Genomic DNA, 25,588 nt, shown 5'->3' with positions numbered 1-25,588 from the left:
GCGGGGGCCCCGCGGCCGGGGGTGGGCGCGGCGGTGGCGACCGCCCCCGGTTACGCCGTTGCCCTGCTGCCCTGCTGCCCTGCTGCCGGCCTACTGCCAGATCGCGGCGTACCTGCCGTTCTCGGCGTTCACCTGGACGGGGGCCAGGCCCTTGCCCTTGAGGTCGTCGAATCGCTTCTGGTAGCCGGAGCTGGACATGTCGATGTAGTGGGCCCAGGAGTTGACCCCGTCCTTGCGCCAGATGGCCGAGTACGTGCCGTCAGGCGCCACGGCCACCCCCACCGGCCGGAAGCCCTGCTTCTTCTTGGCGTAGAAGTAGTCCTCGTGCGCCTCGCGGGACTTGCCGTAGGAGTAGTACCAGGCCCCGCCGGTGTTCGCCGTCCACGTGGCCACGTAGCGGACGTCACCGGGATCGCCGTACGCGTCGATGGAGGCCAGCGCGAGACCCTTGGACGCGGCCTCCTTGTTGAGGGCGCCGAACTGGGCGGACGTGAGGTTCGACTTGGTGACGAAGCGCCCGCCCTTCTTCTGGAAGATGGCGGTGAACACGACCGAGCTGCCCGAGCCGGTGGCGGAGACGGAGATCGGCTGTGCCCCCTCCTTCAGCGCCGCGTCGAACCGCTGCTGGAACTCGGCGGGCGACATGCCCTGCCAGATGCCCCACTCGGCCGCCGAGCCGTCCTTGACCCAGACGGCGGCGTACCGCTCGCCGTCGGAGACGTTCACCGTGATCGGCCGGAACCCCTGAGCCTTGAGCTGCTTCACCCGCGCCACGCTGTCGGAGGCGCTGAGGTTGTGGTAGGCGACCCAGGCCGGAGCCGTCTGAGCGCTGGCCGACGGGGCCACGGCCGCCATCGGAGCTGCCGCTCCGGCCACCACGGACGCAACGACGGCGATCTTCCTCATGGTCCGCATGACCCTCCCATGCAGGTTTCTTTACTCGTTCAAGAGATGAGGAACGACCCTAACAGCCCTTACTGACCGTCCGCTGGCAGGGCGGACCGCTCCGGGCGGTGGTTCATCCCCCGGCTCGGCATCGGCGATGGAGGGTCGCCGGGTGATCGCTCCGGAAATCGGACGAGGGCTCAGCGGCGCGGGCCGGCCCGCCGAGTGGCTGCCTGCCGAGTGGCTGCCTGCCTCTGCCGCCGCCGGGTGGCCGCCCGCCTCTGCCGCCGCCCTCCGCCCCTGGGCCCAGCCGCCTGTCCCGCACCGGCCGCCCAGGGCGCAGGGTCCTGGGCGGCCGGTGCCGGTCGCGCGCTCTCAGCCGATCTTCTCGAACGGGGTCGGCACCTGGCCGGTCCAGCGGTAGAGCTGCGCGGCGCCGGTGTGCTTGGTGACGCCGTTCTCGGTGATCGTCCCGGCCTTGGAGACGTAGTAGCGGCCGCCGCCGAGTGAGATCAGGCCGTACTCGCCGGTGAACTCCCAGCCCCTGACGCCCGTGGCCTCGTGCTGGAGGCCACCGGGTGCCAGGGTGAGCAGCTTGCCCTGCTCGGGCGCGGGCTGGCCGACGAGCTCACCCGTCTTGGGCCGCGTGCCGGCTTCGACCATGAAGAAGGAGTAGTTGGGGAACTGCGGCTTCTTGCCCTTGTAGACGGCCATCATCCAGTTGCCGGTGTGGTCGTCGTACTGGAGGTTCTGCACGCCGTAGGTGGTGTTGCCGGTGTAGGCGAAGTACTTCCCGTCCACCCGCTCCGGGCCGCTGGTGTGCGGGGCGCTCTCGGTCAGCGGCTTCTCGTACTTCTTCCACTGCTCGATGTCGTACTGAAGGAGGACCTGGTAGTCGTTGTCGGTCCGGGTGAGGTTGGAGTAGATGCCGTACGCCACGGTCAGCTTCTGCTTGCCGTGCTTCTTGCCGAACTCGGGGCCGAAGGACACGCCGTCGATGCCGCTGCAGCCGTACCGGTGGTCGGCGGTGTCGGCGATGTTGCCGTCGAACTTGCCGTCGCCGTTCATGTCCGCGGCGTAGTCGGCCACGACCTCCTTGAGGTACACCGTCTTGACCACGTCGGTGGTCTGGGCGTCCATGTTCATGCTGGTGATGCGGTCGACGTCAAAGATGGCGATGTAGAAGGACTCCTGCTCCTTGTACTCCAGGGAGCCGTACAGCCGGCCGTCCTTGGTGTTGAAGTCCATGTCGCCGAGATGGCCCGTGAAGCCGGACACCGACCCGACCGGATTGCCCTTGAGGTCGGTCTTGACGAGGACGTTGGTGAAGGAGAAGTACATGTACCCCTTGCGCTGGTCAATGGCGATGCCCTGGACGTGCCCCTCGGCCCAGGCGCCCCCGTTGATCTCGGTGGGGAACGGCTGCGGGCGGTCGGAGGGGGCGGCCGTCGCGGGGGCGGAGAGCAGGCCGAATGTCGTGGTGGCGGCGAGGGCTAGCGTCAAGATGTTGCGCATGCTGCAGTACCTGTCTTCGGTTAAGGAACAGACCGAAATCTGACGCTATACCGATCAAATGCGGATGTCTGACAGATGAGTGAACTGATCGTGAAGGGTGACCAAACTGCCCAATCCGGTCGATACGCGACGAGCGCCCGCTTGCACCGATGAGGAGTGAAGACCAGCGGCTACGCTGACGGGCGTCCCGCGGCACCAGCAGCAGAGCCTTGGAGGCAGCAACCGTGGCAATGCCGAAAAAGGGCTCGCGACTCATCACCGTCGACGACACCGTCTACCGCTGGCGGGTCAGCCGCAGACCCACCTACAGCCGGGACAAGGGCTGGACCCCTCTCACCTTCGCCGTCGAGCGAGCCGAGCAGCCGGGAAGTGTCCTCGTCGTCTCCCTCCCCTGCGCCCGACCGGACAACTGGGACGGAAAGCGAACGATCGTGATCCGTCCCGTCCTCGCCGGCAGATGCATCCGACGGGCCGTCGAGCAGGGATGGGATTCGCGGAAGCCGGGCTCGACATTCACCCTCACCGTCTCCGAGGGCGAGCTGACGGACTTCTTGGGAGAGCCGCCCCAGTATCTGATCCCCTTCCTCTGGGGCATGATCCCGGAAGGCGGCGGCATCGAAGACCTCCCGCGATGCACTCAGATCTGGAGCCGCGACGAGCCAGGCACGCGGGGCCAGATCAGCTGAGGAAGCCGAGGACGGCGAGATCAGATCGAGCTCGGCAGGAAGCAGAGCTCAGGGGTTCGAGGGGGCCGGCTGGCTCTGGCGTCGAGGAGAAGTGGCCGTAGGGACATTCAAGCGAGCCAGCGCCATTGCTCAACCGCGTGATGCACGGAAGACGATCAGGCTACGCGAGACGGCGTCGCACGACCCCGAGCCGCCGGACCATCACCGCTACCCGCATGCGCACCGCGGGCGTTGGTCTCGCTGCCGAGCCTGACGCGCCGCCCCACCAGGGTTGACTCCACCGGACACGGCTCAGCCGTACCGCCGCCCGTGCCCCGGATTCCAACGCCCACATTGCACGCGTCCCCGTGACACGTGCTGTCACCCCGTCTTCCCTGTCGCGCCTTCCTGCCCGGGCGTTTGCCCCGGTGTTTCCGCCGATGCGCGAAGCGCGAGCAGGACGTACGAAGCGCAACATACCCGCGGCATACCGCCATCCGCTAGAACAGCAATGGAAGCGACCCTCGGAGTAACTCGATACCCGTTTCAACGGCGAGACCATTCTCATGGTCGTCCGAAGCACAACGTCACAACGTCACTCATCTCGGCACCACAGAAATTGGAGACCTCATATGCGTTTTCTGAGTATGACTTTCGCGGGCGCGGCCCTGGTGGCCGGATTCGCCGTCCCGGCCCAGGCCGCCACTGCCAGCACTTTCGGCATTGCCCAGGCTGCCGGCACCGCCCGGGCCGCCGGTAACGCCCCGTCCTGCGTCGACCGCTACGTGTACCGCGAGTACACGGGCAAGCGGAACAGCCTCAACGAGGTGATGGTCAAGACCACCGTAAGGCTTACTAACAACTGCAAGAACGCCGTGAACGTCAAGGTGGCGTGGTCGTGGGCCCGCGACTCGGACTGCCGCAAGATCTCCAAGGGGAAGAAGATCTATGAGTCCATCGTGACGACCCAGGACCGGGAGCCCTACCAGAAGACCAAGAGCTGCTGAGCGCTCAACCAGCGTAGTCGGCTCAACGTCCCGTCCGGGTGCCCGATGCCGACGAACAGGGCCGGTTCTCTCTTCGGCTCGGCGGTAGGTACAGAAGCCTCCGGCCCATGGAAGTCGGGGGCTTGTTCGTGTTCGGCGACCGGCACATACGAAGGTGGATGCGTCAGGGGATTGTCAGCGCAGGGTCGGCCGTTGCGCCGTGGAGGGGTACGCGACGTACGACCCTGCGCCTTGGGACGCCAGAGGATCCGAGTCATGCCCACGATCTCGTCGCTCTTCCAGCAGGAGCCTTTCGACTGCTTTTCGATGCCGGGTGATGCTGTCACAAATATGAAATCGGCCTCCGCAATTCACCTTCATATCCATTGAGGCCATCCGATCCGGAAATTTCATCGCCAGCGGTATGCCATCATCTTGATATCTCCTTCAGTGGAAGAATTCCTGGTGTACACGACAGAAGAGCGTCCCTGCCTCGGTGTACGTCAATGCGACGGAGCGTCCAATGGGTGGGCATGTGGACGCCTGTTCACGGCCCGGGAGAATTGACGGCGGTGGGCCGCTGCCGGATGCCATCGAACTTGCCGACGACTACGCCATGTACGCAGGCGCCTCCGGCCGGACCCGCAACAGAGCCGCAGCACGGTCAACAACCGTCCAGCACGGACGTGACCAAGGACAAAGACCACTGGATCACCCGAGGATCGGACTCATGGAGTTCTGGCTCCATGAAGCCTCATAAGTCCCCCTCCAAGACACCACCGTCAGACAGCCACCGCACGCCCCCGTATGGCTGGATACTGACGGCCATGGTCATCGTTGACGTCGTCCTGGAAACCTACGACGCGGTGGAGTTCACGGCCTGGCCGATCGCAGAGCCGTCGAGCGACCGCCTTCTGGCTCTCTCCGGTCGGCTGTCCCCCGCCGAAGTAGGGACGGCCATGGCCATCATCTTCAGCTACAACAGCATCCCCGTCACCCACGCCGCCGACCTGACCGAGGCCCACTTGGAGCAGCGTCTCGCCGAAGCAGGACGTCTGATCGCGCCGGGCGGGCTACGCTTCCGCGACACCACCACAGGCGTCAGCGTCTCGCCCGGTTGCTGCTGCGGCTTGGAGAACTGGCGGGACTGGTGGAGCGTGGCTCGCGGGCAGGAAATTTGGCTCGGCCACGACCCCATGCCACACCTCACGCATGCGGGTCACATCATCCAGCTCCGGCAAGACGTTGACGCGACCCCTCCGTCCTCCCCCATCGAGATCACTCGCAGTGAACTCACCAGCCTGCTCGCCACAGCCCAACAGCACCTCACCGAGTTCCTCGGCCTCGCCCGGCACTGGGCGACGGCCACTACCCCTGCCCTGGCCGACCGGCTCGTCTCAGCCCTCGATCAGTACTTGATGATCACGGTGGCGGAGTAGGCGAACGCCGATGTCATGACCACTTCGCTGCGAACACGACAAACACGGAACACTGATCGCTCTGCGGCCATCACAGGCCCACCAGCGCCCCGCCCGCGAATCCACCATGGAGGGGTGGGGTGCTTGCTACTCAGGACTGTTCCCGGAGCTTGGGGCGTAGGCGTACTCGTGGAGCATCAGGTTGCCGGCGGGGTTGAGCAGCGTGCCGAACGTGTCATCGATCCCCGCCTGATCGGCCGTTCCACCCTTGTCAGTTCCGCATCTTGCTGAACTGACGAGGCATCGCGATGGGCTTCCGCCAGCCGACCCGGTAACCAGGCAACGGCCGGGCCCGATGGCACCGTAGGCCCAATGGCGCCGTGGGCCCGGTGGCGCCGAAGGCGCGGGGTGCGCCGAAGGCGCCTGAATGAGAGCGCCTGAGCTCTCTATGCGCGAAGCGCCCCGGGCGAAGCCCTTTGTGCGGGCCGAAGGCCCGCCCCAGGAAGAACGCCCGAGCGGAGCGAGGACCGCTCGGGGCGGGATCCCACCAGGCAACCACCCAAACGGGCAGCGGGTGGGTGAGCACGGCCCACCTACCCGACTACTTGAGAAGCTGCCTGGCCATCACCATGCGCTGGATCTGGTTGGTGCCCTCGTAGATTTGGGTGATCTTGGCGTCTCGCATCATGCGCTCCACCGGGAAGTCCTTCGTGTAGCCGTACCCGCCCAGCAGTTGGACCGCGTCCGTGGTGATCTCCATGGCGGCGTCCGAGGCGGCGCACTTGGCGGCGCTCGACAGGAACGTCAGGTCCTTCTGCGGCTCCCCATGCATCGCGCGCTCCGACTTCGCCGCCGCGTGGTACGTGAGCTGTCTGGCGGCCTCCAGCTTCATGGCCATGTCGGCGACCATGAACTGCAGGCCCTGGAAGTCGGCGATCGGGCGGCCGAACTGCTTGCGTTCCTTGACGTAGCCGATCGCGTAGTCGAGCGCCCCCTGCGCGATGCCCAGGGCCTGGGCGGCGATGGTGATGCGGGTGTGGTCGAGGGTGGCCAGGGCGGTCTTGAAGCCGGTCCCCGGGGCGCCGATCATCCGATCGGCCGGGATCCGTACGTTGTCCAGGATCACCTGGCGGGTCGGTGAGCCCTTGATGCCGAGCTTGCGCTCCTTGGGGCCGAACGAGACGCCCTCGTCCGCCTTTTCCACGACGAAGGCGGAGATGCCGCGCGGCCCGGCCGACGGGTCCGTGACGGCCATCAGCGTGTAATACTCCGACACCCCGGCGTTGGTGATCCACATCTTGGTGCCGTTGAGTACGTAGAAGTCGCCGTCCGCTACCGCTTTCGTCTTCATCGCCGCCGCGTCCGAGCCGGCCTCCGGCTCCGACAGCGCGTACGAGAACATCCCCTCCCCACGAGCCACCGGCCGCAGGTAGCGGGACTTCAGCTCCTCCGAGGCCGAGAGCAGGAGTGGGACGGTGCCCAGCTTGTTGACCGCGGGGATCAGGGAGGAGGACGCGCAGGCGCGGGCCACCTCCTCGATGACGATCACCGTGGCCAGCGCGTCCGCCCCCGCGCCCCCGTACTGCTCAGGCACGTGTACGGCGTGCAGGTCGGCCGAGACGAGCGCCTTGTAGACGTCCCAGGAGAACTCCTCGTTCTCGTCGGCCGCCGCGGCATACGGGGCGATCTTCTCGTCGGCCAGGGCGCGGACACTCTCCCTGAGCATGTCGTGCTCTTCGGCGGGCGCATAAAGAGGGAAGCTCATACGACGAATACTAGGACGTCCGACCATCTTGTTACCAGTCAGTACGGTTTGCGAATAGGTGCAGGTGGCACGTAGGAGGTAGCGGAGGCCGGTAGCATGCCTGCGCGATCGAAAGGAGCTCACTCGTGCCATATCGCCTCACGGTGATCGGGACCGGATACCTGGGCATAACGCACGCGGCGTGTATGGCCGATCTCGGATTCGACGTCCTGGGCCTCGATATCGACGCTGACAAGATCCACCGGCTGAACAGCGGCGAGCTTCCCATCCACGAACCCGGCCTTGAGCCCGTGCTCCGCCGCGGCCTGCAGTCCGGCCGCCTCCGCTTCACGACCTCCTACGAAGAGGTCGCCGCCTTCGGGGACGTGCACTTCGTCTGTGTGGGCACTCCGCAGAAACGCGGCGAGTATGCCGCAGACGTCACATACATCGACAACGCCATCGAATCCCTGGCACCGCTCCTCGATCGCGCATGCCTGGTGGTGGGCAAGTCCACCGTGCCCGTCGGCACGGCAGAGCGGCTCTCCGACAAGCTCGCCCGGCTGGCCCCGGCCGGCGGCGAGGCCGAGCTGGCCTGGAACCCCGAGTTTCTGCGCGAGGGCTTCGCCGTCGAGGACACGTTGCACCCCGATCGCATCGTGCTGGGCGTTCGCACCGAGCGTGCGGAGAAGGTGCTGCGTGAGCTGTACGAGCCGCTGGGCGACGTTCCGTTCGTGGTGACGGATTTCGCCACGTCCGAGCTGGTCAAGACGGCGGCCAACGCCTTCCTGGCCACCAAGATCTCCTTCATCAACGCCATGGCCGAGGTCTGCGAGACCGCCCACGCCGACGTCAAGCAGCTGTCCGAGGCGCTGTCGTACGACAGCAGGATCGGCGGCCGCTACCTGAACGCCGGGCTCGGATTCGGCGGCGGCTGCCTGCCGAAGGACATCAGGGCCTTCATGGCGCGGGCCGGCGAGCTGGGGGCCGACCAGGCGCTGACGTTCCTGCGCGAGGTGGACGCCATCAACAAGCGCCGTCGCGCCCGCATGGTGGACCTCGCCAGGGAGCTGGCCGGCGGCTCGTTCCACGGCTGCACCGTGGGCGTGCTGGGCGCGGCGTTCAAGCCGAACTCGGACGACATTCGCGACTCCCCCGCCCTCGACGTCGCCGTGACCATCGGCCATCAAGGCGGACAGGTCACCGTGTACGACCCGATCGCGCTCGACAACGCTCGTAAGGCTCACCCCGAGCTGAACTACGGCACGTCGGTTGTCGAAGCGGTTCGCGGGGCGCACGTGGTGCTGCTGCTCACGGAGTGGCAGGAGTTCGTGCAGCTCGATCCGGAGGAGCTGGGGGACGTGGTCGCCACCCGGCGCATCGTGGACGGTCGCAACGCGCTCAACGCGGAGATGTGGCGGTCGGCCGGCTGGCATTACCGGGCGCTCGGCCGCCCATAGCCCGCCAAGTTCCAACCTGTCAGCTCATGGCTCATAAGCCTGTCGCCCCCAAGCCCCTATAAGCCCGTAGCCCCTTAGTCTCCAAGCTCCCTGCCGCCCGTACGCCCCCAGCCCGCTGCCATCCCTCATAGCTCACAAGCTCTCCGCCGCACCAAGCCGATCCGCGCTCACCGCACGTGGCGGACCCACTGGGTGAGCAGCGGGCGGTAGCCCTGGCGGGCCCAGAACGGGGTGGAGAGCGGGTTCGGAAGGGCGTGGTGCAGCGTCATCCAGGTCGCGCCCTGCGCCGCCGCGTGCCCGTGCGCCACCGACGTGAGCGCGGCCGCCACGCCCTGCCCGCGCATGTGCGGCTCCACGTACATGGCGCTCAGGTACGCCACCGGCCCCACGTTCACGGCCCTGGCCATCCACGCCGACCGGGCGGGCGGCTGGACGATGACGCAACCCACCGGCTCCCCGCCTGCCTCCGCGATCCAGCACCACTCCAGGGACAGCACCTCCGTGGTCAGGAACTCCTTGATGCGCGCCGAGGTCGACGGCCGCACGGCCACCCAGCCAAACTGCGCGTCGTACGCCACCAGCCGCTCGTACATCCGCGCCACGGCCACCAGATCGCCCTCGCCGGCCCGGCGGACGGCCGGTGCGCTCACCGTGCGCTCCCGCAGACGGCGGACGCCCGCCACGGCGATGGGCGCGAAGCCGCGCACCGCCAGCGCACGGACCGGCGCGGTGTCCCGGCTCGGCCAGGTCACCGCGAGCGCCTGCCCGGGCTCGTCGAGACGCAGGCCCGCCGTCCAGCGGTCGAGCAGCCCGCCGAGCGCGCCCTCCGGGTCGGCGCCGCTCACCCTGGCCTGGAGCCGGTGCACGATCAGCGGGGACCAGGAGGCTCGCATGCTGCCGGGATCGATCCGGTCCTCGGTGGCCAGGCCGGCCGCGGCGCGGGTCTCGATCAGCGCGGCGCCCGGCTCTCTGAGCTCGTCCTGGCCCGCGACCAGCGGATCAGCGGCGCGTACGCGGGCGGCATGGCCCCTGATCACGTCGTCCATCCCGGCACCCTAGCCCCCGGAACCTCCCGGGAAGAAGGCCTCAGGGCGCAACCGGAATCGCCCCTCTTCGACGCCTCACCGGCGCACCGCCAAGGCAGGGAACGCTTGTGGGAGCTCAGAGACCGGCGGCCTCCGCGCGCAGCTTCTCGCCCTTGGCGTACGCCTGCTCCTTCAACCGCACCTGGAACTCCTCCATCCGCTCCCGCAGCTCCGCGTCGGCGGCCGCGAGGATGCGTACGGCCAGCAGCCCCGCGTTACGGGCCCCTCCCACCGCCACCGTGGCCACCGGCACCCCGGCCGGCATCTGGACGATCGACAGCAGGGAGTCCATCCCGTCGAGGTATTTCAGGGGCACCGGCACCCCGATCACCGGCAGCGGCGTGACCGAGGCCAGCATGCCGGGCAGGTGGGCCGCGCCGCCCGCGCCGGCGATGATCACCTGGAGGCCCCTGGAGGCGGCCTGACGGCCGTAGTCGATCATCTCGACCGGCATCCGGTGGGCGGACACGACGTCGGCCTCGAAGGCCACGCCGAACTCCGCGAGCGCCTCCGCGGCGAGCTTCATCACCGGCCAGTCGGAGTCGCTGCCCATCACGATGCCCACGCGGGCGGCAGCCTCGGTCATGCGTACTCCCCGGTGGTGAGATAGACGGCGGCGTGGCGGGCGCGGGCCCGCACGGTCTCCAGGTCGGTGCCGAGGGCCGTCACGTGGCCGATCTTGCGGCCCGGACGCACCTCCTTGCCGTAGAAGTGCAGCTTGATGCCCGGGTCGTGGGCCAGCACGTGCTCGTAGCGCTTGAACAGGTCGGGGTCGTCGCCCCCGAGCAGGTTGGCCATGACGACGACGGGAGCGGTCGTCGCGGGCGAGCCGAGCGGCAGGTCGAGCACCGCCCGCAGATGCTGCTCGAACTGCGAGGTCGTCGAGCCCTCGATCGTCCAGTGGCCGCTGTTGTGCGGGCGCATGGCCAGCTCGTTGACCACGAACCCGGCCGCCGTCTCGAACATCTCCACCGCCAGCAGCCCGGTCACCCCGAGCTCGTGGGCGATCTGCAGCGCGATGCGCTGGGCCTCGGCGGCGGCCTCCGGGTCAAGCCCGGGGGCGGGCGCGAGCACCTCGACGCAGATGCCGTCCTGCTGCACGGTCTCGACCACCGGGTAGCTGACGCCCTGCCCGTGCGGCGAGCGGGCCACCAGCACCGCCAGCTCCCGCTCGAACGGCACGAACGCCTCGGCCATCAGCTCGACGCCGGTGTCGAAGGCCTCCGTGACGTCCACGGCCGACCGGCACACCCACACGCCGCGGCCGTCGTAGCCGCCGCGCACCGCCTTCAGCACCATCGGCCAGCCGTGCTCGTCGCCGAAACGCGTGGCGTCGTCGACCGAGGACAGGCGCGACCAGGCCGGGCACGGCACGCCGATCGCGGTCAGCCGCTCGCGCATGATCGCTTTGTCCTGGGCGTGCACCAGCGCGTCCGCGCCGGGGTGCACGACGTAGCCGTTGGCGGCCAGCGCCTGGATGTGCTCGGTCGGCACGTGCTCGTGGTCGAACGTGATCGCGTCGCACCCCTTGGCGAAATCGCGGAGGTCGCCAAGGTCGCGGTAGTCTCCGATGCGCGTGTCGACGATCACTCGCGCGGCGCTCTCTTCAGGGGTGTTGGCCAGCACCCGCAGCTCGACGCCGAGCGCGATGGCGGGCGGCTGCGACATCCTGGCCAGCTGGCCCGCGCCTACGATGCCGACGACCGGTCCGATGGGGCTGTAAGAACTCACGCCAGGTGAGCTTACCGGGACGGACCGACTTTTCCTGACGTGGCCAGGCAGTTCGGCATCGCGCGGAGGACACGCGCCCGTTCCGGAGGCCCGGCGTGGAGGCCGCGCGCTCCCTTCGAGGGTGGCGCGCGGAGGGCTGGGCGGCCGTTCCGGGTCGCCGTGCAGGCACGGCCGCCCAGCGGTCCGGGCGCGACCTGCAACGCAGCGTAATCCCCACTCACCCGGAATGCCGGGCATCGGGCGATATTTCTAAAGATGTTCTTTGCGCGGTATGTTCATCTGTCAGACACCCACGCCACACTGCGCCCGGTACGCTGGTTGGGCAAGCTCGACTACGGAGAGGACCGAGCAGAGACGTGAACTTTGTCAAGCGCCTCTACGAGCGGTTCGCCTCCCTTCTCCACGAGCTGGCCAAGTTCGGCAGCATCGGCGCCATCGCCTTCGTCCTCGACACCGGCATCTACAACCTCTTCCTGCTGGGGCTGGAGTGGGGGCCGATGACGTCGAAAGTCCTGGCGACCACGATCTCGGCGACCTTCGCCTACGTGGGCAACCGCTACTGGACCTTCCGCCATCGCGAGCAGAGCGGCCTGAGGCGCGAATACTTCCTGTTCTTCCTGCTGAACGGCGTCGCCCTGCTGTTCGGGCTGCTGGTGATCGGCTTCGCCAAATACACGCTCCACCTGCACGACGGCCTCAGCCTCAACATCGCCAACTTCCTCGGTGTGGGGCTCGGCACCCTCTTCCGCTACTGGTCGTACAAGAAGTGGGTGTTCCTGGAGGCCACCGAGCCCATTCCGGTGGAGCTGCCCGACCCCGGGGTCACGCAGGACCGCTGACCACCCGGTTCTTCCTGTCCTCGTCCTCCGCGGGACGCAGGAAGATGGCGAACGTCACGGGGCGCCGGCGTACCAGCTCCAGCCTGCCGCCGTCGGCCGCGGCCAGCGCGCGGGCGAGGGTCAGCCCGAGCCCGGTGCCTCCGCCGCCGCTGACGTTCCGCTCGAAGATCTTGGGTGCGATCTCGTCGGCGATGCCCGGGCCCTCGTCCGAGACCTCGATCACTATGTAGTTGTCGCCGCTGGTGGTGTTGACGGTCACGGTGCCACCGCCGTGGCGCAGGGAGTTCTCCAGCAGCGAGGCGATGACCTGGCCGAAGCCCCCGGTGGTGGCCAGCGCCTTCAGCCCACGGGCGCCGTCGAGCTGCAGGGTCCGGCCCGCGTCGCGGAAGACCGGCTCCCACTCGGTGATCTGCTGGATGAGGACCTCGTCGATGGCGACCGGCTCGGCCTGGGCGTGCCGCTGGCGGCGGGCCGCGGCCAGCAGCTCGTCGATCACCGCGGTGAGCCGCTCGGCCTGCACGATCGCCGCCTCGCCCTCCTCGCGGATGACCTCCGGCTCGTGCGAGGAGGCGACGATCTCCTCCAGACGCATCGTCAGGCCGGTCAAGGGGGTGCGGAGCTGGTGGGAGGCGTCGGTAGCGAACTCGCGCTCGCGGGTGAGCAGGTCGGAGATCCGGGTGGCGCTGCGGTCGAGCACCTGGGCCACCCGATCGAGCTCGGGGATCCCGTAACGGTGCTTGCTCGGCCGCGCGTCGCCCGAGCCCAGCCGGTCGGCGATCTTCGCCAGGTCCTGCAGCGGCAGCGTCAGCCGGCGTGACTGCACCACGGCCAGGCTCACGGCCACCGCCAGGGCGGCCACGGCCAGCGCCACGATGAGCAGCAGGCGGGCGCGTACGTCTCGCTCGACCTGGTCGCGGTCACGACTTATCCGGACGTAGACGCCGGTGTTGGTCTGGGCGTCCTCGGTCATCAGGTGACCCGACGCCGGGGGGGTTCCGACGACGGTCACCCTCAGAGGGGTTCCGCGTTCCCAGATCTGTATGTACCTGCCCGGGTACTTCTGCTCCAGCTGCTGAGGGTCGAGCGGCGTCTCCTGGACGCGGGCGTACTCCACCTCTCCCACGAGACGCTTGGCTTCCGCTCCGAGCTCCTGAGCCGCCTCGTCGACGATCAGGCGGCTGACGACGACGCCCAGGGGGACCCCCAGCAGCAGGACCGCGATGACCGCGACGACCAGGGTGGAGGAGAGCAGTCGGCGGCGCATCTCCTACTCGCGCTCGAACCTGAAGCCGACCCCCCGGACAGTGGTGATGTAGCGGGGCTTGGCCGCGTCGTCACCGAGCTTGCGGCGTAGCCAGGAGATGTGCATGTCGAGCGTCTTGGTCGAACCCCACCAGTTCGTGTCCCAGACCTCGCGCATGATCTGCTCGCGGGTGACCACTTTGCCCGCGTCGCGGACCAGGACCCGTAGCAGGTCGAACTCCTTGGTCGTCAGGTGCAGCTCCTTCTCTCCCATCCAGGCGCGGCGGGAGTCGGCGTCGATGCGCACGCCCTGGACGACCGGGGTCTCCGAGGTGCCGCGGCGCAGCAGCGCGCGTACGCGGGCGAGCAGTTCGGCCAGCCGGAACGGCTTGGTCACATAGTCGTCGGCGCCGGCGTCGAGGCCGACGACCGTGTCGACCTCATCGACGCGGGCGGTGAGTATCAGCACCGGGGTGCCGTGGCCCTCGGCCCGGATGCGGCGGGCGACCTCTAGGCCGTCCATCTCCGGCAGGCCAAGGTCGAGAACGATGAGGTCGATGCCGCCCGACAGAGCCCTTTCCAGGGCCTGAGGGCCGTCGGGGCTCACCTCTACCTGATAGCCCTCGCGGCGTAGCGCACGCGCGAGTGGCTCGGAAATCGAGGTGTCATCCTCGGCGAGTAGTACGCAGGTCATAAAGCGATCGTAGGACCTTAGGCGATCGTTTCCCGGGCACAGCGCGCGGTTTGACTCGTCGTTGACTCATCCATTGACCTGGGCAAACACAGTTAAATATCGATTATTCCGGACTAAATCACCAGGTTTTCCGGCCATGATTCGCCACACGAACTGATGGCTCCAGCCTCCCGCCTCCCGCATTTGGGAGATGCGCAGATCTTTTACCGAGAGCACAACCCCGTCGGCGGCACACATCGGATCTATAACCCCACGAGTTACCCAGCTGGTGAACGCTGTCCCTCGTGGGGGCCGATACACCCGATGACCTCACCCTTTGGTGCTGCCAACCGGGCGCGGTCCCGGCTCAAAGCAGGGCTACGACTTCGGCAACTGGGCCGGGCCATGGCTGGTGGCGCTCTCCGAGGTGCGGCAACTCTCCGCCGACTGGCCGGGCCGGGTGTCGTTCACGCTGCGCGCGTCCTCGCCGCACGACGACGAGCGGGCCGGCGTCGCGGACGGGCGGCTGACGATCCGCGGGGCGCTCGCGGGCAACGGGCCGGCGTACGAAGCGTACGACGCCACACGCGGGCGCGGGAGGCGCCGGCCGGGGCTGAATCCGGGGCTGCGGCCGGTATGTCGGAAATGCTGGTGCAGAGTCATCGCGACGAGATCCACGTGCTGCCCGCGCTTCCCCCGGTCTGGACTACCGGGTGACCGGCTGACGTCGTACACGATCGCCGGGTGGTGCCGGGCGGGCCCGCCCGGCACCACCCGGGTCAGTCGTCCACGGACGGCGGCTCGGCGTAGCGCGCCAGGTAGAGCTGCTCGCCCAGGCTGCGGATCAGCGAGAGCTCCGTCTCCAGGTAGTCGATGTGCTCTTCCTCGTCTTCGAGGATCTCCTCGAAGATGCGGGCCGAGGTGATGTCACCCTTCTCCCGCATGAGCTGGATGCCCGGCCGTAGCCGCTGCACCACCGACAGCTCGACCTCCAGGTCAGCCTTGAGCTGTTCCTCGACGGTCTGCCCGATGTGCAGAGTGCCCAGGCGCTGGTAGTTGGGCAGTCCTTCCAGGAAGAGAATGCGATCGGTGAGGCGCTCGGCGTGGCGCATCTCGTCGATCGACTCGTCACGGGTGTGCTTGGCGAGCTTGGTGTACCCCCAGTTCTCCTGCATCTTGGCGTGCAGGAAATACTGGTTGATCGCGGTGAGCTCGGCGGTCAACTGCTCGTTGAGCAACTCGATGATCTGCTTGTCGCCCTGCATGAACGGGCCCCTCGCTGCTATCCGGCTATGCGGTCGTCAGTTCGTCAGACCGTTTCAGGATCGCACAGATCTTCCGTACACATCGGGCACAGTCCCCACCAGCACCTGTGGTGTCGCGGATCTGCCTGGCGCTCGTCGCCCCGGAGGCGATGCAGTCGTGGACCTCATTCTCGGTCACAGCACGACAAATGCACACGTACATCCAGGGACTGACCTCTCACGAAGGGTGGCGCGCCATAAGGTTAGGCACACCTAAGATAGCTCACCATGGTTAGGCTTGCCTACGTTAGGTAAGCCACACTCGTCTACCCCTCGTGAGAAAGGCCCGCGCTCAGCTCCCCCTGGCGATCCATTCCTCCAGGTGGGGGGCCTCCGCGCCGATCGAGGTCGAGTCGCCGTGGCCGGTGTGCACGACGGTCTCGGCGGGCAGCGTCAGCAGGCGTTTCCTGATCGACTCGATGATCGTGTCGAAGGAGGAGTAGGAGCGGCCGGTCGCCCCGGGGCCGCCCTTGAAGAGCGTGTCGCCGCTGAACAGCGCCGCCAGCTCGGGCGCGTGCAGGCAGACCGCGCCGGGCGAGTGGCCGGGCGTGTGCAGCACCTCCAGCGTGATCCCGCCGACCGCGATCTTCTCGCCGTCGCTCAACGGCTCGTACGGCACCGAATCGCCGTACTCCTGCGCCCACAGGACCTGGTCGGCGGGATGCAGCCTGATCGGCGCGCCGGTCAGCTCGGCCAGCCCCCGCGCGGCGTTGATGTGGTCGTTGTGCGCGTGGGTGCAGACGATGCTCTTGACCGTACGCCCGCCGACCCGCGCGGCGATCGAGGCGGCGTCGTGCGCGGCGTCGATGACGACGACCTCGCGGGCGTCACCGACCAGCCAGACGTTGTTGTCGACCTCCCAGGTGCCGCCGTCCAGCGAGAACGTCCCCGAGGTGATCACCCGATCGATCATCAGAAGACCACCACCGAGCGCAGCACCTCGCCGCGGTGCATCTTCGCGAACGCCTCCTCGACCTGGTCGAGCCCGATCGTCTCCGAGACGAACTTGTCCAGTGGCAGCCGGTGCTGCAGGAACAGGTCGATCAGCATCGGGAAGTCGCGCGAGGGCAGGCAGTCGCCGTACCAGGAGGACTTGAGCGCGCCGCCGCGCCCGAACACGTCGAGCAGCGGCAGCTCCAGGGTCATCTCCGGCGTCGGCACGCCGACCAGGACGACCGTGCCGGCCAGGTCGCGGGCGTAGAAGGCCTGCTTGTACGTCTCCGGCCGGCCCACCGCCTCGATGACCACGTCGGCGCCGAAGCCGCCGGTCAGGTCGCGGATCGCCTCGACGGGGTCGCTCTCGCGCGAGTTGACGGTGTCGGTGGCGCCGAAGCCGCGGGCCCATTCGAGCTTGCGGTCGTCCACGTCCACCGCGATGATCTTGGCGGCGCCGGCGAGCTGCGCGCCGAGGATGGCCGCGTCGCCGACACCGCCGCAGCCGATGACGGCCACGCTGTCGCCGCGCGTCACTCCCCCGGTGTTGATGGCGGCGCCGATGCCGGCCATGACGCCGCAGCCGAGCAGGCCCGCGACCTGGGCGGGCGCCTCGGCGGAGACCTTCGTGCACTGCCCGGCGGCGACCAGCGTCTTCTCCAGGAACGCGCCGATGCCGAGCGCGGGCGACAGCTCGGTGCCGTCGGCGAGCGTCATCTTCTGGGCGGCGTTGTGGGTGTTGAAGCAGTACCAGGGACGGCCGCGCAGGCACGCGCGGCACTGGCCGCACACGGCCCGCCAGTTGAGGATCACGAAGTCGCCCGGCTCCAGGCCGGTCACGCCGTCGCCGACCGCCTCGACCACGCCCGCGGCCTCGTGCCCGAGCAGGAAGGGGAAGTCGTCGTTGATCCCGCCCTCACGATAGTGCAGGTCGGTGTGGCAGACCCCGCAGGCCTGCACGTTCACCACCGCCTCGCCTGGCCCCGGATCCGGCACGATGACCGTTTCGAGCGAAACTTCCTGGCCCTTGCCTCTGGCGATGACGCCCTGCACTTCGTACGGCATGCCAGCCATCTTGTGTCAGGAGGATGATCTCCGCAAGACATGAGGCTGGACCACGCCGAGGCCACGTGCGGGCCGCCGTCTGATCCGGTGCAGCTCGAACCCGTCGAGCCCCGCCAGCCCCTCGGCCAGCTCGGCGTCCACCAGGATCGTGCCCGGTCTGGCGATGGCGGTGAGCCTGGCGGCCAGATTGACGGTGGTGCCGAAGACGTCGCCCATGAGCGGCACCACCGGGCCGTAGGCCACGCCGATCCGCAGCTCCTCGCCCGTCTCGACCAGATCGAGGGCGATCGCCGCCGCCTGGGCCGGCGTCGGCGCGGTGAACAGCACCTCGTCGCCCAGCGTCTTGACCAGCCGGGCGCCGTGGGAGGCCACCACGTCGGAGGCCCGCGACTCGAACCCCTCGACCAGGCCCGCCAGCGCCTTCTCGTCCAGCTCGCGGGCGCGCCGGGTGAACGACACCAGGTCGGCGAAGCCCACGGCCATCGACACGCGGGTCGGCACGAGCTCGTCGTTGACGTCGGCGATGGCCAGCAGCCGGGTGCCGGCCGCGGCGAGCTGGGCCCGCCAGACGTGGCCCAGCACGTGCTCGAAGTCGGGTATCAGCCGCTGCGCCGTGTCGAGCACCCGCGCCATGTCCTCCTCCGTCGGCTCGCGCGGCAGGAGGGCGCCCATCATGATGTCGGCCTGCCACTGCGCCAGCCTGGCCGTGGTCTGGCCGAGCGCGCGGGCCATGCGGACGATCGTCTGCTCGTCCATCAGGCCGCCGTCAAGCATCCTGCGTACCCTGCTCAGGGCCTTGACGTCGGCGTCGGTGAACGCCACGGCGTCGGCGGCGCGCTGGGCGAAGCCGAGCGCGCGCCAGATCCGCTCGGCCAGCTCCTGCGACACGCCCGCCCCGGCCGCGACCTGCGCCTTGGTGTAGCGGGGCACCTGGCCGACGAGCAGGCGCTCGATCTCCTCCGCGGTCGGCCGGCCGTGCTGAGGTTCGTCCACGGGAGGAGGCTACTTCAGCGACCGTCCACCTCTCCGTCGGAGGCGTCCTCGACGAGCCGGAACAGCTCGGTGCGGACCTCCTGGATCCGCGGGATGTCGCGCAGCACGATCTCCCCCCGGTCGCTGGCGGACTCGACGGTCAGCGTGCCGCAGCCGAGCAGGCGCTCGGGGAAGGTCTGGTCGGAGCTGACGGTGTTGACCTTCGTGATCGGGATCTCGTCGGTCGACTTGTTGAGCACGCCGGTGCTGATCGTGAAGCGGTGCGTGGTGAGCACGTAGCCGGTGTTCTTCCACTGCAGGTAGGGCACGAACGACCAGATCGTCAGCAGGATGAGCGCGATGACGCCGATCCCGAGCCTGACGTAGGTGGCGTTGTCACCCCATTCGGCCGGGACGAAGAAGATCGCCACACCTGAGGCCACGGCGATGAGGACCAGCGCGAGGAGGGGGACGACGAGCCGCTTCCAGTGGGGGTGGAAGGATCGGACGCGCCGCTCACCCTGCGTCAGGTGATGGTCGGGAAGGGTCATGGGCAAATCGTGCCATCATCGCCGCCCGCCTGCTACGCCGACGGCAGAACGGGTCATTCCGCGCTGCGGACGTGCACCACGTCACCGGCGCTCAGGGTGTGCAGCCGGCCCCCGGACTCCACCTGGAGGTGCCCGGAGCCGTCGATGCCCGTCGCCCTCCCGGTCAGCGCCTGGCCGCCCGGCAGCTCCACCCTGACCTGCCGGCCGATCGTGGCGCAGGAGATCAGGTAGGCGGCGTGCAGCCCGGCGGCCTCCGCGTCGCCCGCCACGGCCGTCCAGTCGCGGTAGTGGCTCTCGACCTCCCGCAGCACGGCTCTGAGCAGCGGATCGCGGTCGAGGCAGGCCGCCTCTTCGATGCCCAGCGACGTGGCGGTGTCGACGGGGAGCTCCTCCTTCCTCAGCGACACGTTCAGCCCCATGCCGATGACGATGCCGTCGTCGGTCCGCTCGGCCAGCACGCCGGCCAGCTTGCGCTCGCCGATCAGCAGGTCGTTGGGCCATTTGAGGCGCACGTCCACCTCCGCCAGCCGGCGTACGGCCGAGGCGGCGGCGACGGCGTACAGGAGGGGGAGCCAGCCCAGGGCGGTGACCGGGACGTCCGGTTTGAGGAGGATCGAGAACGTCAGGCCCGAGCGCGGCGGCGCCGACCAGGTGCGGCCGAGCCGGCCGCGGCCCGAGAGCTGCGCCTCGGCCACCAGCACCGTCCCCTCCTCGGCGCCTTCCCTGGCGGCCTCGGCCAGATCGGCGTTGGTCGAGCCGGTGCTCTCGACGACGGTGACCCTGGTCCACAGGGAGCCGGGATGGACCAGGGCGCGGTTGAGTGCCGCCGCGGAAAGGGGCGGCCGCTCCAGGTCGGAGTAGCGCGAGTTGGACATCCCCCCATCTTGGCTGATGACCGGCTGTTCGCCGCTCAGCCTGGGGGCAAGATGGAAGGATGAGCAAGCGTCTGAATTCGGCCAACTGGGCCTCTTTGCGACCGTTCGGCCTCGGGTTGCGGAAGCCGAACAACTACCTGGAGCTGTGGAAGGCGTTCAGGTCGGTGAAGGGCAACAGGCGCTACGCCTGGCGGATTCTCAACCAGGGCACCTGCGACGGATGCGCGCTCGGCACGCAGGGCATGCGCGACTGGACGATGGACGAGATCCATCTGTGCAATATCAGGTTGCGGTTGCTGCCGCTGAACACGATGCCCGCCTTGGACACCTCCGTCCTGAGCGACGTCTCGGGGCTGGCCGGCAAGCGCAGCGCCGAGCTCCGGGACCTGGGCCGGCTGCCATACCCGATGCTGCGGCGCGCGGGCGAGCCCGGCTTCACCCGGATCTCCTGGGACGAGGCCCTGCGCGTGGCGGCCGGCGGGCTGCGCGAAGCGCGCTTCGGCGCCTATCTGACCAGCCGCGGCATCCCCAACGAGAACTACTACGCGGCCCAGAAGGCCGTGCGGGCGCTCGGCACCAACAACATCGACAACGCCGCCCGCATCTGCCACTCGCCCTCGACGGTCGCGCTCAAGGAGACGATCGGCGCGGCGGCCACGACCTGCTCCTACACCGACTGGATCGGCTCCGACCTGATCGTGTTCATCGGCTCCAACCCGTCGAACAACCAGCCGGTCGCGATGAAGTACCTCTACCACGCCAAGAAGGCCGGCACCCGCGTGGCCATGGTCAACGCCTACCGCGAGCCGGGCATGGACAAGTACTGGGTGCCCTCGAACGTCGAGTCCGCCGTGTTCGGCACGAAGATCACCGACGAGTTCTTCGGGGTGAACGTGGGCGGCGACATCGGCTTCCTCAACGGCGTGCTCAAGCACCTGATCGAGAACGACTGGGTGGACAAGGAGTTCGTCGACCAGCGCACCACGGGCTTCGAGGACGTGCGCGCGGCGCTGGCCGGCCAGTCCTGGGCGGAGCTGGAGGCGCTGTCCGGGGCCTCGCGGGACGACATGTTCCGGCTGGCCAAGCTGCTGGGCGAGGCGAAATCGGCGGTGTTCGTGTGGTCGATGGGCATCACGCAGCACACCTACGGCGAGGACAACGTCCGCTCGATCGTGAACCTGGCGCTGGCCGGGGGCTTCCTCGGGCGCGACAGGTGCGGGCTGATGCCGATCAGGGGGCACAGCGGCGTGCAGGGCGGGGCGGAGATGGGCGCGTACGCGACCGGGCTGCCGGGCGGGCTGCCGATCACGCCAGAAAATGCCACGAAATTTGCGGACATGTGGGGGTTCGACGTGCCAGCCACGCCGGGCCTGACCGCGACCGACATGATCGACGCGGCTCACCGCGGCGACCTCGACGCGCTGGTCTCCTCGGGCGGCAACTTCCTGGAGGTCCTGCCCGACCCCGCCTACTGCCGCGAGGCCCTGGCCCGGCTCAGGCTCAGGGTGCACATCGACATCGTGCTGTCGTCCCAGATGCTGGTGCCGGGCGCCGGTGACGTGCTGCTGCTGCCCGCGCAGACCCGCTACGAGATGGTCGGCGGCGTGACCGAGACCTCCACCGAGCGGCGAATCATCTTCTCGCCCGAGGTCGAGGGGCCGCGCGTCGGCGAGGCATGGCCGGAGTGGAAGATCTTCACCGAGCTGGCCGCCAGGACGCGGCCCGAGCTCGCCCAGAGCGTCCGGTTCGCCGGCACCCCGCAGATCCGTGCGGAGATCGAGCAGGCCGTCCCCTTCTACAAGGGAATCGCCGCTCTGACCAAGTTCGGGGACAACGTCCAGTACGGCGGGCGCCACCTGTTCGCCGACGGGCGCTTCCAGACACCCGACGGCCTGGCCAGGTTCTCCGCTGTCGAGCCGCCCGCGCTGGAGCGTCCCGACGGCTCGTTCATGGTGGCGACCAGGCGCGGCAAGCAGTTCAACAGCATGGTGCACGAGCGGCGCGACGGCTTCAACGGCGCGATGCGCGAGGCCGTGCTGATGAGCCCGTACGACGCCGACCGGCTGGGCCTGCCCGACGGGGCCGAGGTCGAGCTGCGCTCGGGCGAGCGGACCTACCGCGGCAAAGTCCTGCGGGCCCCGCTGATGCCGGGCAACCTCCAGGTCCACTGGCCGGAGGGCAACGTCCTGCTGGACGAGGCCCGCCGCTCCGCGCAGGCCCGGATCCCCGACTACAACGCCCTCGTCACTGTGCGGTCGCTGTGACGGCGCGGCCGGGTCCCACGACCCGTACCAGGATCAGGGAGCTGTCCGGGGCCACCGCCAGGGACCGGCGCGACGACCTGGCCACCGAGGAGCCGCTGGAGATCCGCCTCACCTCGCCCGACGGCGCGCGCAGGACCGTGGCCATCACCATGCGCACGCCCGGGCACGATTTCGAGCTGGCCGCCGGGTTCCTGCACGGAGAAGGGCTGGCCGGGCCGAAGGAGATCGCGGCCATCGCGTACTGCACCGACGAGGACCTCCCGCCCGAGGCCCGCTACAACACGGTGACGGTACGCCTGCACGGCCCCATCCCCGACCTGCCCGCCCTGGACCGCCACTTCCTCACCTCCAGCGCGTGCGGCGTCTGCGGCTCGGCCAGCCTCGACGCGCTGCGCGACCGCTGCGTACCCATCCCCAAGGGCCTGCTGGAGCTCACCCCCGGCCTGCTGTACGGGCTGCCCGACACGTTGCGCCAGGCGCAGGGGGTGTTCGGCAAGACGGGCGGGCTGCACGCCGCCGGGCTGTTCTCCGCCACCGGGATGCTCGTTGCGCTGCGGGAGGACGTGGGCCGGCACAACGCGGTGGACAAGCTGGTCGGGTGGGCCGGGCTGACCGAACGGCTGCCGCTGGCCGAGCACGTGCTCATGGTCAGCGGGCGGGCCAGCTACGAGATCATGCAGAAGGCGCTGGCGGCCGGGATCGCGGTCGTGTGCGCGGTGTCGGCGCCGTCGTCGCTGGCCGTGGAGCTGGCCAGGGAGTTCGGCATGACGCTGGTCGGCTTCCTGCGTGGTGAGCGCTGCAACGTGTACGCGGGTCAGGAACGAATTCTCGGCTAACTGTGGAATAAAGCATTCCGTTCTGTTAGAGTTGGAACAGAACGAGCCGTTCCGCACGTTTCTTCGAGAGGATCAGCCATGAGCATCACCCCCTTCCGCGTCGAGATCTCCCAGGCCGACCTCGACGACCTCCAGACCCGCCTCGCGATGACCCGCTTCACCGACGAGATCGACGGCGCCGACCAGGGCGTGGCCGTCGAGCGGGTCCGGCGGCTGGTCACCCGCTGGCGCGACGGGTTCGACTGGCGGGCGCAGGAGGCCAGGCTCAACGCGTACCCGCAGTTCACCACCGAGATCGACGGGCAGAACATCCACTTCATCCACGTACGCTCCGACAACCCCGACGCCCTGCCGCTCATCCTCACCCACGGCTGGCCCGGCTCGATCGCCGAATACCTCGACGCCATCGAGCCCCTGTCGAGCCACTTCCACCTGGTCATCCCCTCGCTGCCCGGCTACGGCTTCTCCGGCCCGACCAAGGAGCTGGGCTGGAACAACCTACGCATCGCCCGGGCCTGGGACGAGCTGATGAGCCGGCTCGGCTACGAGCGCTACGGCGCGGTCGGCAACGACGCCGGCTCGATGATCTCGCCGGAGATCGGCAGGATCGCGCCTGATCGCGTCGTGGGCGTGCACGTCACGCAGCTGTTCTCCTTCCCGTCGGGCGACCCGGCCGAGTTCGCCGAGCTGAGCGAGGAGGAGCGGGCGGGGCTGGCCGTGCTCGACTGGTTCTGGAAGGAGAAGGGCGCGTTCAACGTGCTGCAGTCGCAGCAGCCGCAGACCCTCGCCCACGCGCTCGCCGACTCCCCCGCCGGGCTGGTGGGCTGGCTGGCGCAGCTCCTGGACGAGGACCTCGACGACGACTTCGTGCTCACCCACGCCGCGATCTACTGGTTCACCGGCACCGCGGGCTCCGCGCTGCGCCTCTACTGGGAGAACGCCCGCGCCGAGCAGCCCAAGGAGCCCACCACCGTGCCGACCGCGCTGGCCATGGGCGAGGGTGACTTCAAGTCGATCCGCCGCTTCGCCGACCGCGACCACACCGGCATCGTCTCCTGGAAGACGCTGGCGGCCCCGGCCCGCGGCCACTACACCGCCCACACCGCCACCGAGGCGCTCACCTCCGACATCCGCGCCTTCTTCGACAGCCTCCGCTGAATCCCGCTCGAAGGGGGCGTGGCCGACATCGGCCACGCCCCCTTCGAGCATCGAGGAACGAACTTTGCCGCTTTCGCTCCTACCGTCGTGCGCGTATCCCGACAAGAGCGGAGAGAGCGATGCGAAAACTCCTGATCGCCATGGCGGCCGCGGTGACGGCCGCCGCCCTGTCGGTCCCCGGCCTGCCCGCGTCCGCGGGCACCGGCCGGTGGTCGGGCTCGTGGGGCGCGGCTCCGCAGCAGCCGGCGGCCGGCGTGTTCGCCCCCAACTGGTCGCAGGCCGGCTTCGCCGCCCAGTCCGTCCGCCAGGTCGTCCGGCTCAGCACGGGCGGCGCCGCCGTACGGATCCGGCTGTCCAACGCGTACGGCGCCACCCCGCTCAAGGTGCACGGCGCGAGCCTGGCCAGGGCCGGCGCCGGCGCCGCGCTGCGCCCGGGCACCCTGCGGCCGGTCACCTTCGGGCACGCGGCGGCCACCGTGATCCCGGCCGGCGCGGAGACCGTCAGCGACCCCGTCCCGCTGCCCGCCACCGCGCTCGACCGGCTGGCCGTGACCCTCTACTTCGCCGCCCCGACCGGCCCGGCGACCTATCACGACATCGCCTCGGCCACGTCCTACCGCGCCGGCGGCGACCGCCGCTTCGACCCGCGTGGCACGGCCTTCACCGGCACCACGGCCTCCTGGTACTACCTGACCGGCGTGGACGTCCTGGGCCCGGCCCGCTCGGTGGTGGCCTTCGGCGACTCCATCACCGACGGCACCGGCTCCACCCAGGACGCCGCCAACCGCTATCCCGATCAGCTCGCCGAGCGTCTGGCCGCCACGGGCCGGCGGCTGGGCGTGGTCAACTCCGGCATCTCCGGCAACCGGCTGCTCAACGGCTCCCCCTGCTTCGGCGAGCGGGCCTCCGCGCGGTTCCGGCGGGACGTGCTCGACCGGCCGGGCGTGCGGTCGGTGATCGTCATGGAGGGGATCAACGACATCGGCTACTCGCTCATCCCGGGCGAGTGCACGTCGCCGAACCCCGAGGTGAGCGCCGCGCAGATCATCGACGGCCACCGGGCGCTGATCAGGGCCGCCCATGCCGCCGGCATCCGGATCATCGGCGGGACGATCGTGCCGTTCAAGGGCTCGTACTTCGACGTGGGCGACCGCGAGCAGGTGCGCGACGCGGTCAACGCCTGGATCCGGACGAGCGGCGAGTACGACGCGGTCGTGGACTTCGAGCACGCCGTGGCCGACCCGGCCGACCCGGACCGGCTTCGGCCCGAGTACGACGTGCGTGACGGCCGGCCGGGCGACGGCCTGCACCCGAACGACGCGGGCCTGGACGCGATGGCCGCCGCCGTCGACCTGAACAGCCTGTGACGCTCACCGGCCGGGGGGCT

At 69.1% G+C, this 25,588-nt stretch carries 24 protein-coding genes; 9 read left to right on the top strand and 15 right to left on the bottom strand.

From position 1 onward, the window contains the following. Positions 1-90 precede the first annotated feature (90 nt). A complete protein-coding gene (locus ETD85_RS19630) occupies positions 91-906 on the bottom strand; it encodes a hypothetical protein (protein ID WP_138691189.1) in 816 nt (271 codons plus the stop codon). Positions 907-1,260: 354 nt separating this feature from the next. Next, positions 1,261-2,400, bottom strand: coding sequence for a hypothetical protein (locus ETD85_RS19625; protein ID WP_170246749.1), 1,140 nt, complete (start codon positions 2,398-2,400; stop codon positions 1,261-1,263). A 209-nt stretch (positions 2,401-2,609) separates the two neighbouring features. Between ETD85_RS19625 and ETD85_RS64690 the strand changes: the two genes are divergently transcribed. The 3 genes from ETD85_RS64690 (at position 2,610) to ETD85_RS19610 (ending at position 5,490) form a co-directional block, all read left to right on the top strand. Next, positions 2,610-3,086: a hypothetical protein gene (locus tag ETD85_RS64690; RefSeq protein WP_206058410.1), complete on the top strand. Its 477-nt coding sequence runs from the start codon at positions 2,610-2,612 to the stop codon at positions 3,084-3,086. 611 nt (positions 3,087-3,697) lie between these two features. After that, complete coding sequence (locus tag ETD85_RS19615; protein WP_138691188.1) at positions 3,698-4,072, top strand: hypothetical protein; 375 nt, start codon at positions 3,698-3,700, stop codon at positions 4,070-4,072. A gap of 806 nt (positions 4,073-4,878) precedes the next feature. Beyond that, complete coding sequence (locus tag ETD85_RS19610) at positions 4,879-5,490, top strand: hypothetical protein (RefSeq protein WP_138691187.1); 612 nt, start codon at positions 4,879-4,881, stop codon at positions 5,488-5,490. A gap of 580 nt (positions 5,491-6,070) precedes the next feature. Here ETD85_RS19610 and ETD85_RS19605 read toward each other — a convergent pair. After that, positions 6,071-7,234 carry an acyl-CoA dehydrogenase family protein gene (locus tag ETD85_RS19605; RefSeq protein WP_138691186.1) on the bottom strand — a complete coding sequence of 388 codons (1,164 nt, stop codon included), beginning with the start codon at positions 7,232-7,234 and terminating at the stop codon, positions 6,071-6,073. 125 nt (positions 7,235-7,359) lie between these two features. On the opposite strand from ETD85_RS19605, the gene ETD85_RS19600 reads away from it, so the two are divergent. Continuing rightward, a complete protein-coding gene (locus ETD85_RS19600) occupies positions 7,360-8,673 on the top strand; it encodes a UDP-glucose dehydrogenase family protein (RefSeq protein WP_138691185.1) in 1,314 nt (437 codons plus the stop codon). A gap of 167 nt (positions 8,674-8,840) precedes the next feature. On the opposite strand, the gene ETD85_RS19595 is transcribed toward ETD85_RS19600, so the two are convergent. The 3 genes from ETD85_RS19595 to ETD85_RS19585 all read right to left on the bottom strand — a co-directional run bounded on the left by ETD85_RS19595 (position 8,841) and on the right by ETD85_RS19585 (position 11,489). Further along, on the bottom strand, positions 8,841-9,719 hold the full coding sequence (locus ETD85_RS19595; RefSeq protein ID WP_138691184.1) for a GNAT family N-acetyltransferase: 879 nt from the start codon (positions 9,717-9,719) through the stop codon (positions 8,841-8,843). A gap of 115 nt (positions 9,720-9,834) precedes the next feature. Beyond that, positions 9,835-10,344, bottom strand: coding sequence for a 5-(carboxyamino)imidazole ribonucleotide mutase (gene purE / locus ETD85_RS19590; protein WP_138691183.1), 510 nt, complete (start codon positions 10,342-10,344; stop codon positions 9,835-9,837). After that, a complete protein-coding gene (locus ETD85_RS19585; protein WP_138691182.1) occupies positions 10,341-11,489 on the bottom strand; it encodes a 5-(carboxyamino)imidazole ribonucleotide synthase in 1,149 nt (382 codons plus the stop codon). The genes purE and ETD85_RS19585 overlap by 4 nt, the downstream gene beginning before the upstream one ends. Positions 11,490-11,845: 356 nt before the next feature. Here ETD85_RS19585 and ETD85_RS19580 point away from each other — a divergent pair, with 356 nt between their 5' ends. Next, entirely contained in the window at positions 11,846-12,328 is a 483-nt protein-coding gene (locus ETD85_RS19580; RefSeq protein WP_138691181.1) for a GtrA family protein, read from the top strand. On the opposite strand, the gene ETD85_RS19575 is transcribed toward ETD85_RS19580, so the two are convergent. The 9 genes from ETD85_RS19575 to ETD85_RS19535 all read right to left on the bottom strand — a co-directional run bounded on the left by ETD85_RS19575 (position 12,312) and on the right by ETD85_RS19535 (position 19,943). Further along, the gene (locus tag ETD85_RS19575) at positions 12,312-13,592 is read right to left on the bottom strand and encodes an ATP-binding protein (protein WP_138691180.1); all 1,281 of its coding nucleotides are present in this window, start codon (positions 13,590-13,592) and stop codon (positions 12,312-12,314) included. The two genes, ETD85_RS19580 and ETD85_RS19575, sit on opposite strands and share 17 nt — an antisense overlap. A gap of 3 nt (positions 13,593-13,595) precedes the next feature. After that, on the bottom strand, positions 13,596-14,264 hold the full coding sequence (locus tag ETD85_RS19570; RefSeq protein ID WP_043620820.1) for a response regulator transcription factor: 669 nt from the start codon (positions 14,262-14,264) through the stop codon (positions 13,596-13,598). 758 nt (positions 14,265-15,022) lie between these two features. Next, the gene (gene bfr, locus ETD85_RS19565; protein WP_138691179.1) at positions 15,023-15,508 is read right to left on the bottom strand and encodes a bacterioferritin; all 486 of its coding nucleotides are present in this window, start codon (positions 15,506-15,508) and stop codon (positions 15,023-15,025) included. Positions 15,509-15,533: 25 nt separating this feature from the next. Next, entirely contained in the window at positions 15,534-15,710 is a 177-nt protein-coding gene (locus ETD85_RS19560; RefSeq protein WP_138691178.1) for a (2Fe-2S)-binding protein, read from the bottom strand. A gap of 129 nt (positions 15,711-15,839) precedes the next feature. Beyond that, entirely contained in the window at positions 15,840-16,460 is a 621-nt protein-coding gene (locus ETD85_RS19555; protein ID WP_138691177.1) for an MBL fold metallo-hydrolase, read from the bottom strand. Continuing rightward, entirely contained in the window at positions 16,460-17,545 is a 1,086-nt protein-coding gene (locus ETD85_RS19550; protein ID WP_138691176.1) for an S-(hydroxymethyl)mycothiol dehydrogenase, read from the bottom strand. Before ETD85_RS19550 ends, ETD85_RS19555 begins: the two co-directional genes overlap by 1 nt. A 15-nt stretch (positions 17,546-17,560) precedes the next feature. After that, on the bottom strand, positions 17,561-18,538 hold the full coding sequence (locus ETD85_RS19545; RefSeq protein ID WP_138691175.1) for an adenylate/guanylate cyclase domain-containing protein: 978 nt from the start codon (positions 18,536-18,538) through the stop codon (positions 17,561-17,563). Positions 18,539-18,552: 14 nt separating this feature from the next. Next, complete coding sequence (locus ETD85_RS19540) at positions 18,553-19,068, bottom strand: PH domain-containing protein (RefSeq protein ID WP_138691174.1); 516 nt, start codon at positions 19,066-19,068, stop codon at positions 18,553-18,555. Between the two features lie 53 nt (positions 19,069-19,121). Next, positions 19,122-19,943 (bottom strand): biotin--[acetyl-CoA-carboxylase] ligase, encoded by an 822-nt coding sequence (locus ETD85_RS19535; RefSeq protein WP_138691173.1) that lies wholly within the window; start codon positions 19,941-19,943, stop codon positions 19,122-19,124. Between the two features lie 59 nt (positions 19,944-20,002). Between ETD85_RS19535 and ETD85_RS19530 the strand changes: the two genes are divergently transcribed. From ETD85_RS19530 to ETD85_RS19515, 4 genes are all read left to right on the top strand, one after another. After that, positions 20,003-22,207, top strand: coding sequence for an FdhF/YdeP family oxidoreductase (locus tag ETD85_RS19530; protein WP_138691172.1), 2,205 nt, complete (start codon positions 20,003-20,005; stop codon positions 22,205-22,207). After that, positions 22,204-23,043 (top strand): formate dehydrogenase accessory sulfurtransferase FdhD, encoded by an 840-nt coding sequence (gene fdhD / locus ETD85_RS19525; protein WP_138691171.1) that lies wholly within the window; start codon positions 22,204-22,206, stop codon positions 23,041-23,043. The genes ETD85_RS19530 and fdhD overlap by 4 nt, the downstream gene beginning before the upstream one ends. A gap of 78 nt (positions 23,044-23,121) precedes the next feature. Beyond that, positions 23,122-24,201: an epoxide hydrolase family protein gene (locus ETD85_RS19520; RefSeq protein WP_138691170.1), complete on the top strand. Its 1,080-nt coding sequence runs from the start codon at positions 23,122-23,124 to the stop codon at positions 24,199-24,201. A 119-nt stretch (positions 24,202-24,320) separates the two neighbouring features. Beyond that, positions 24,321-25,568, top strand: coding sequence for an SGNH/GDSL hydrolase family protein (locus tag ETD85_RS19515; protein WP_138691169.1), 1,248 nt, complete (start codon positions 24,321-24,323; stop codon positions 25,566-25,568). The last annotated feature ends 20 nt before the right edge of the window (positions 25,569-25,588 follow it).

Source organism: Nonomuraea zeae, assembly GCF_005889725.1.
Lineage (GTDB): Bacteria > Actinomycetota > Actinomycetes > Streptosporangiales > Streptosporangiaceae > Nonomuraea > Nonomuraea zeae.
Note: the sequence above shows the minus strand (reverse complement) of the source record. Positions and strands in the feature narration are given on the sequence as shown.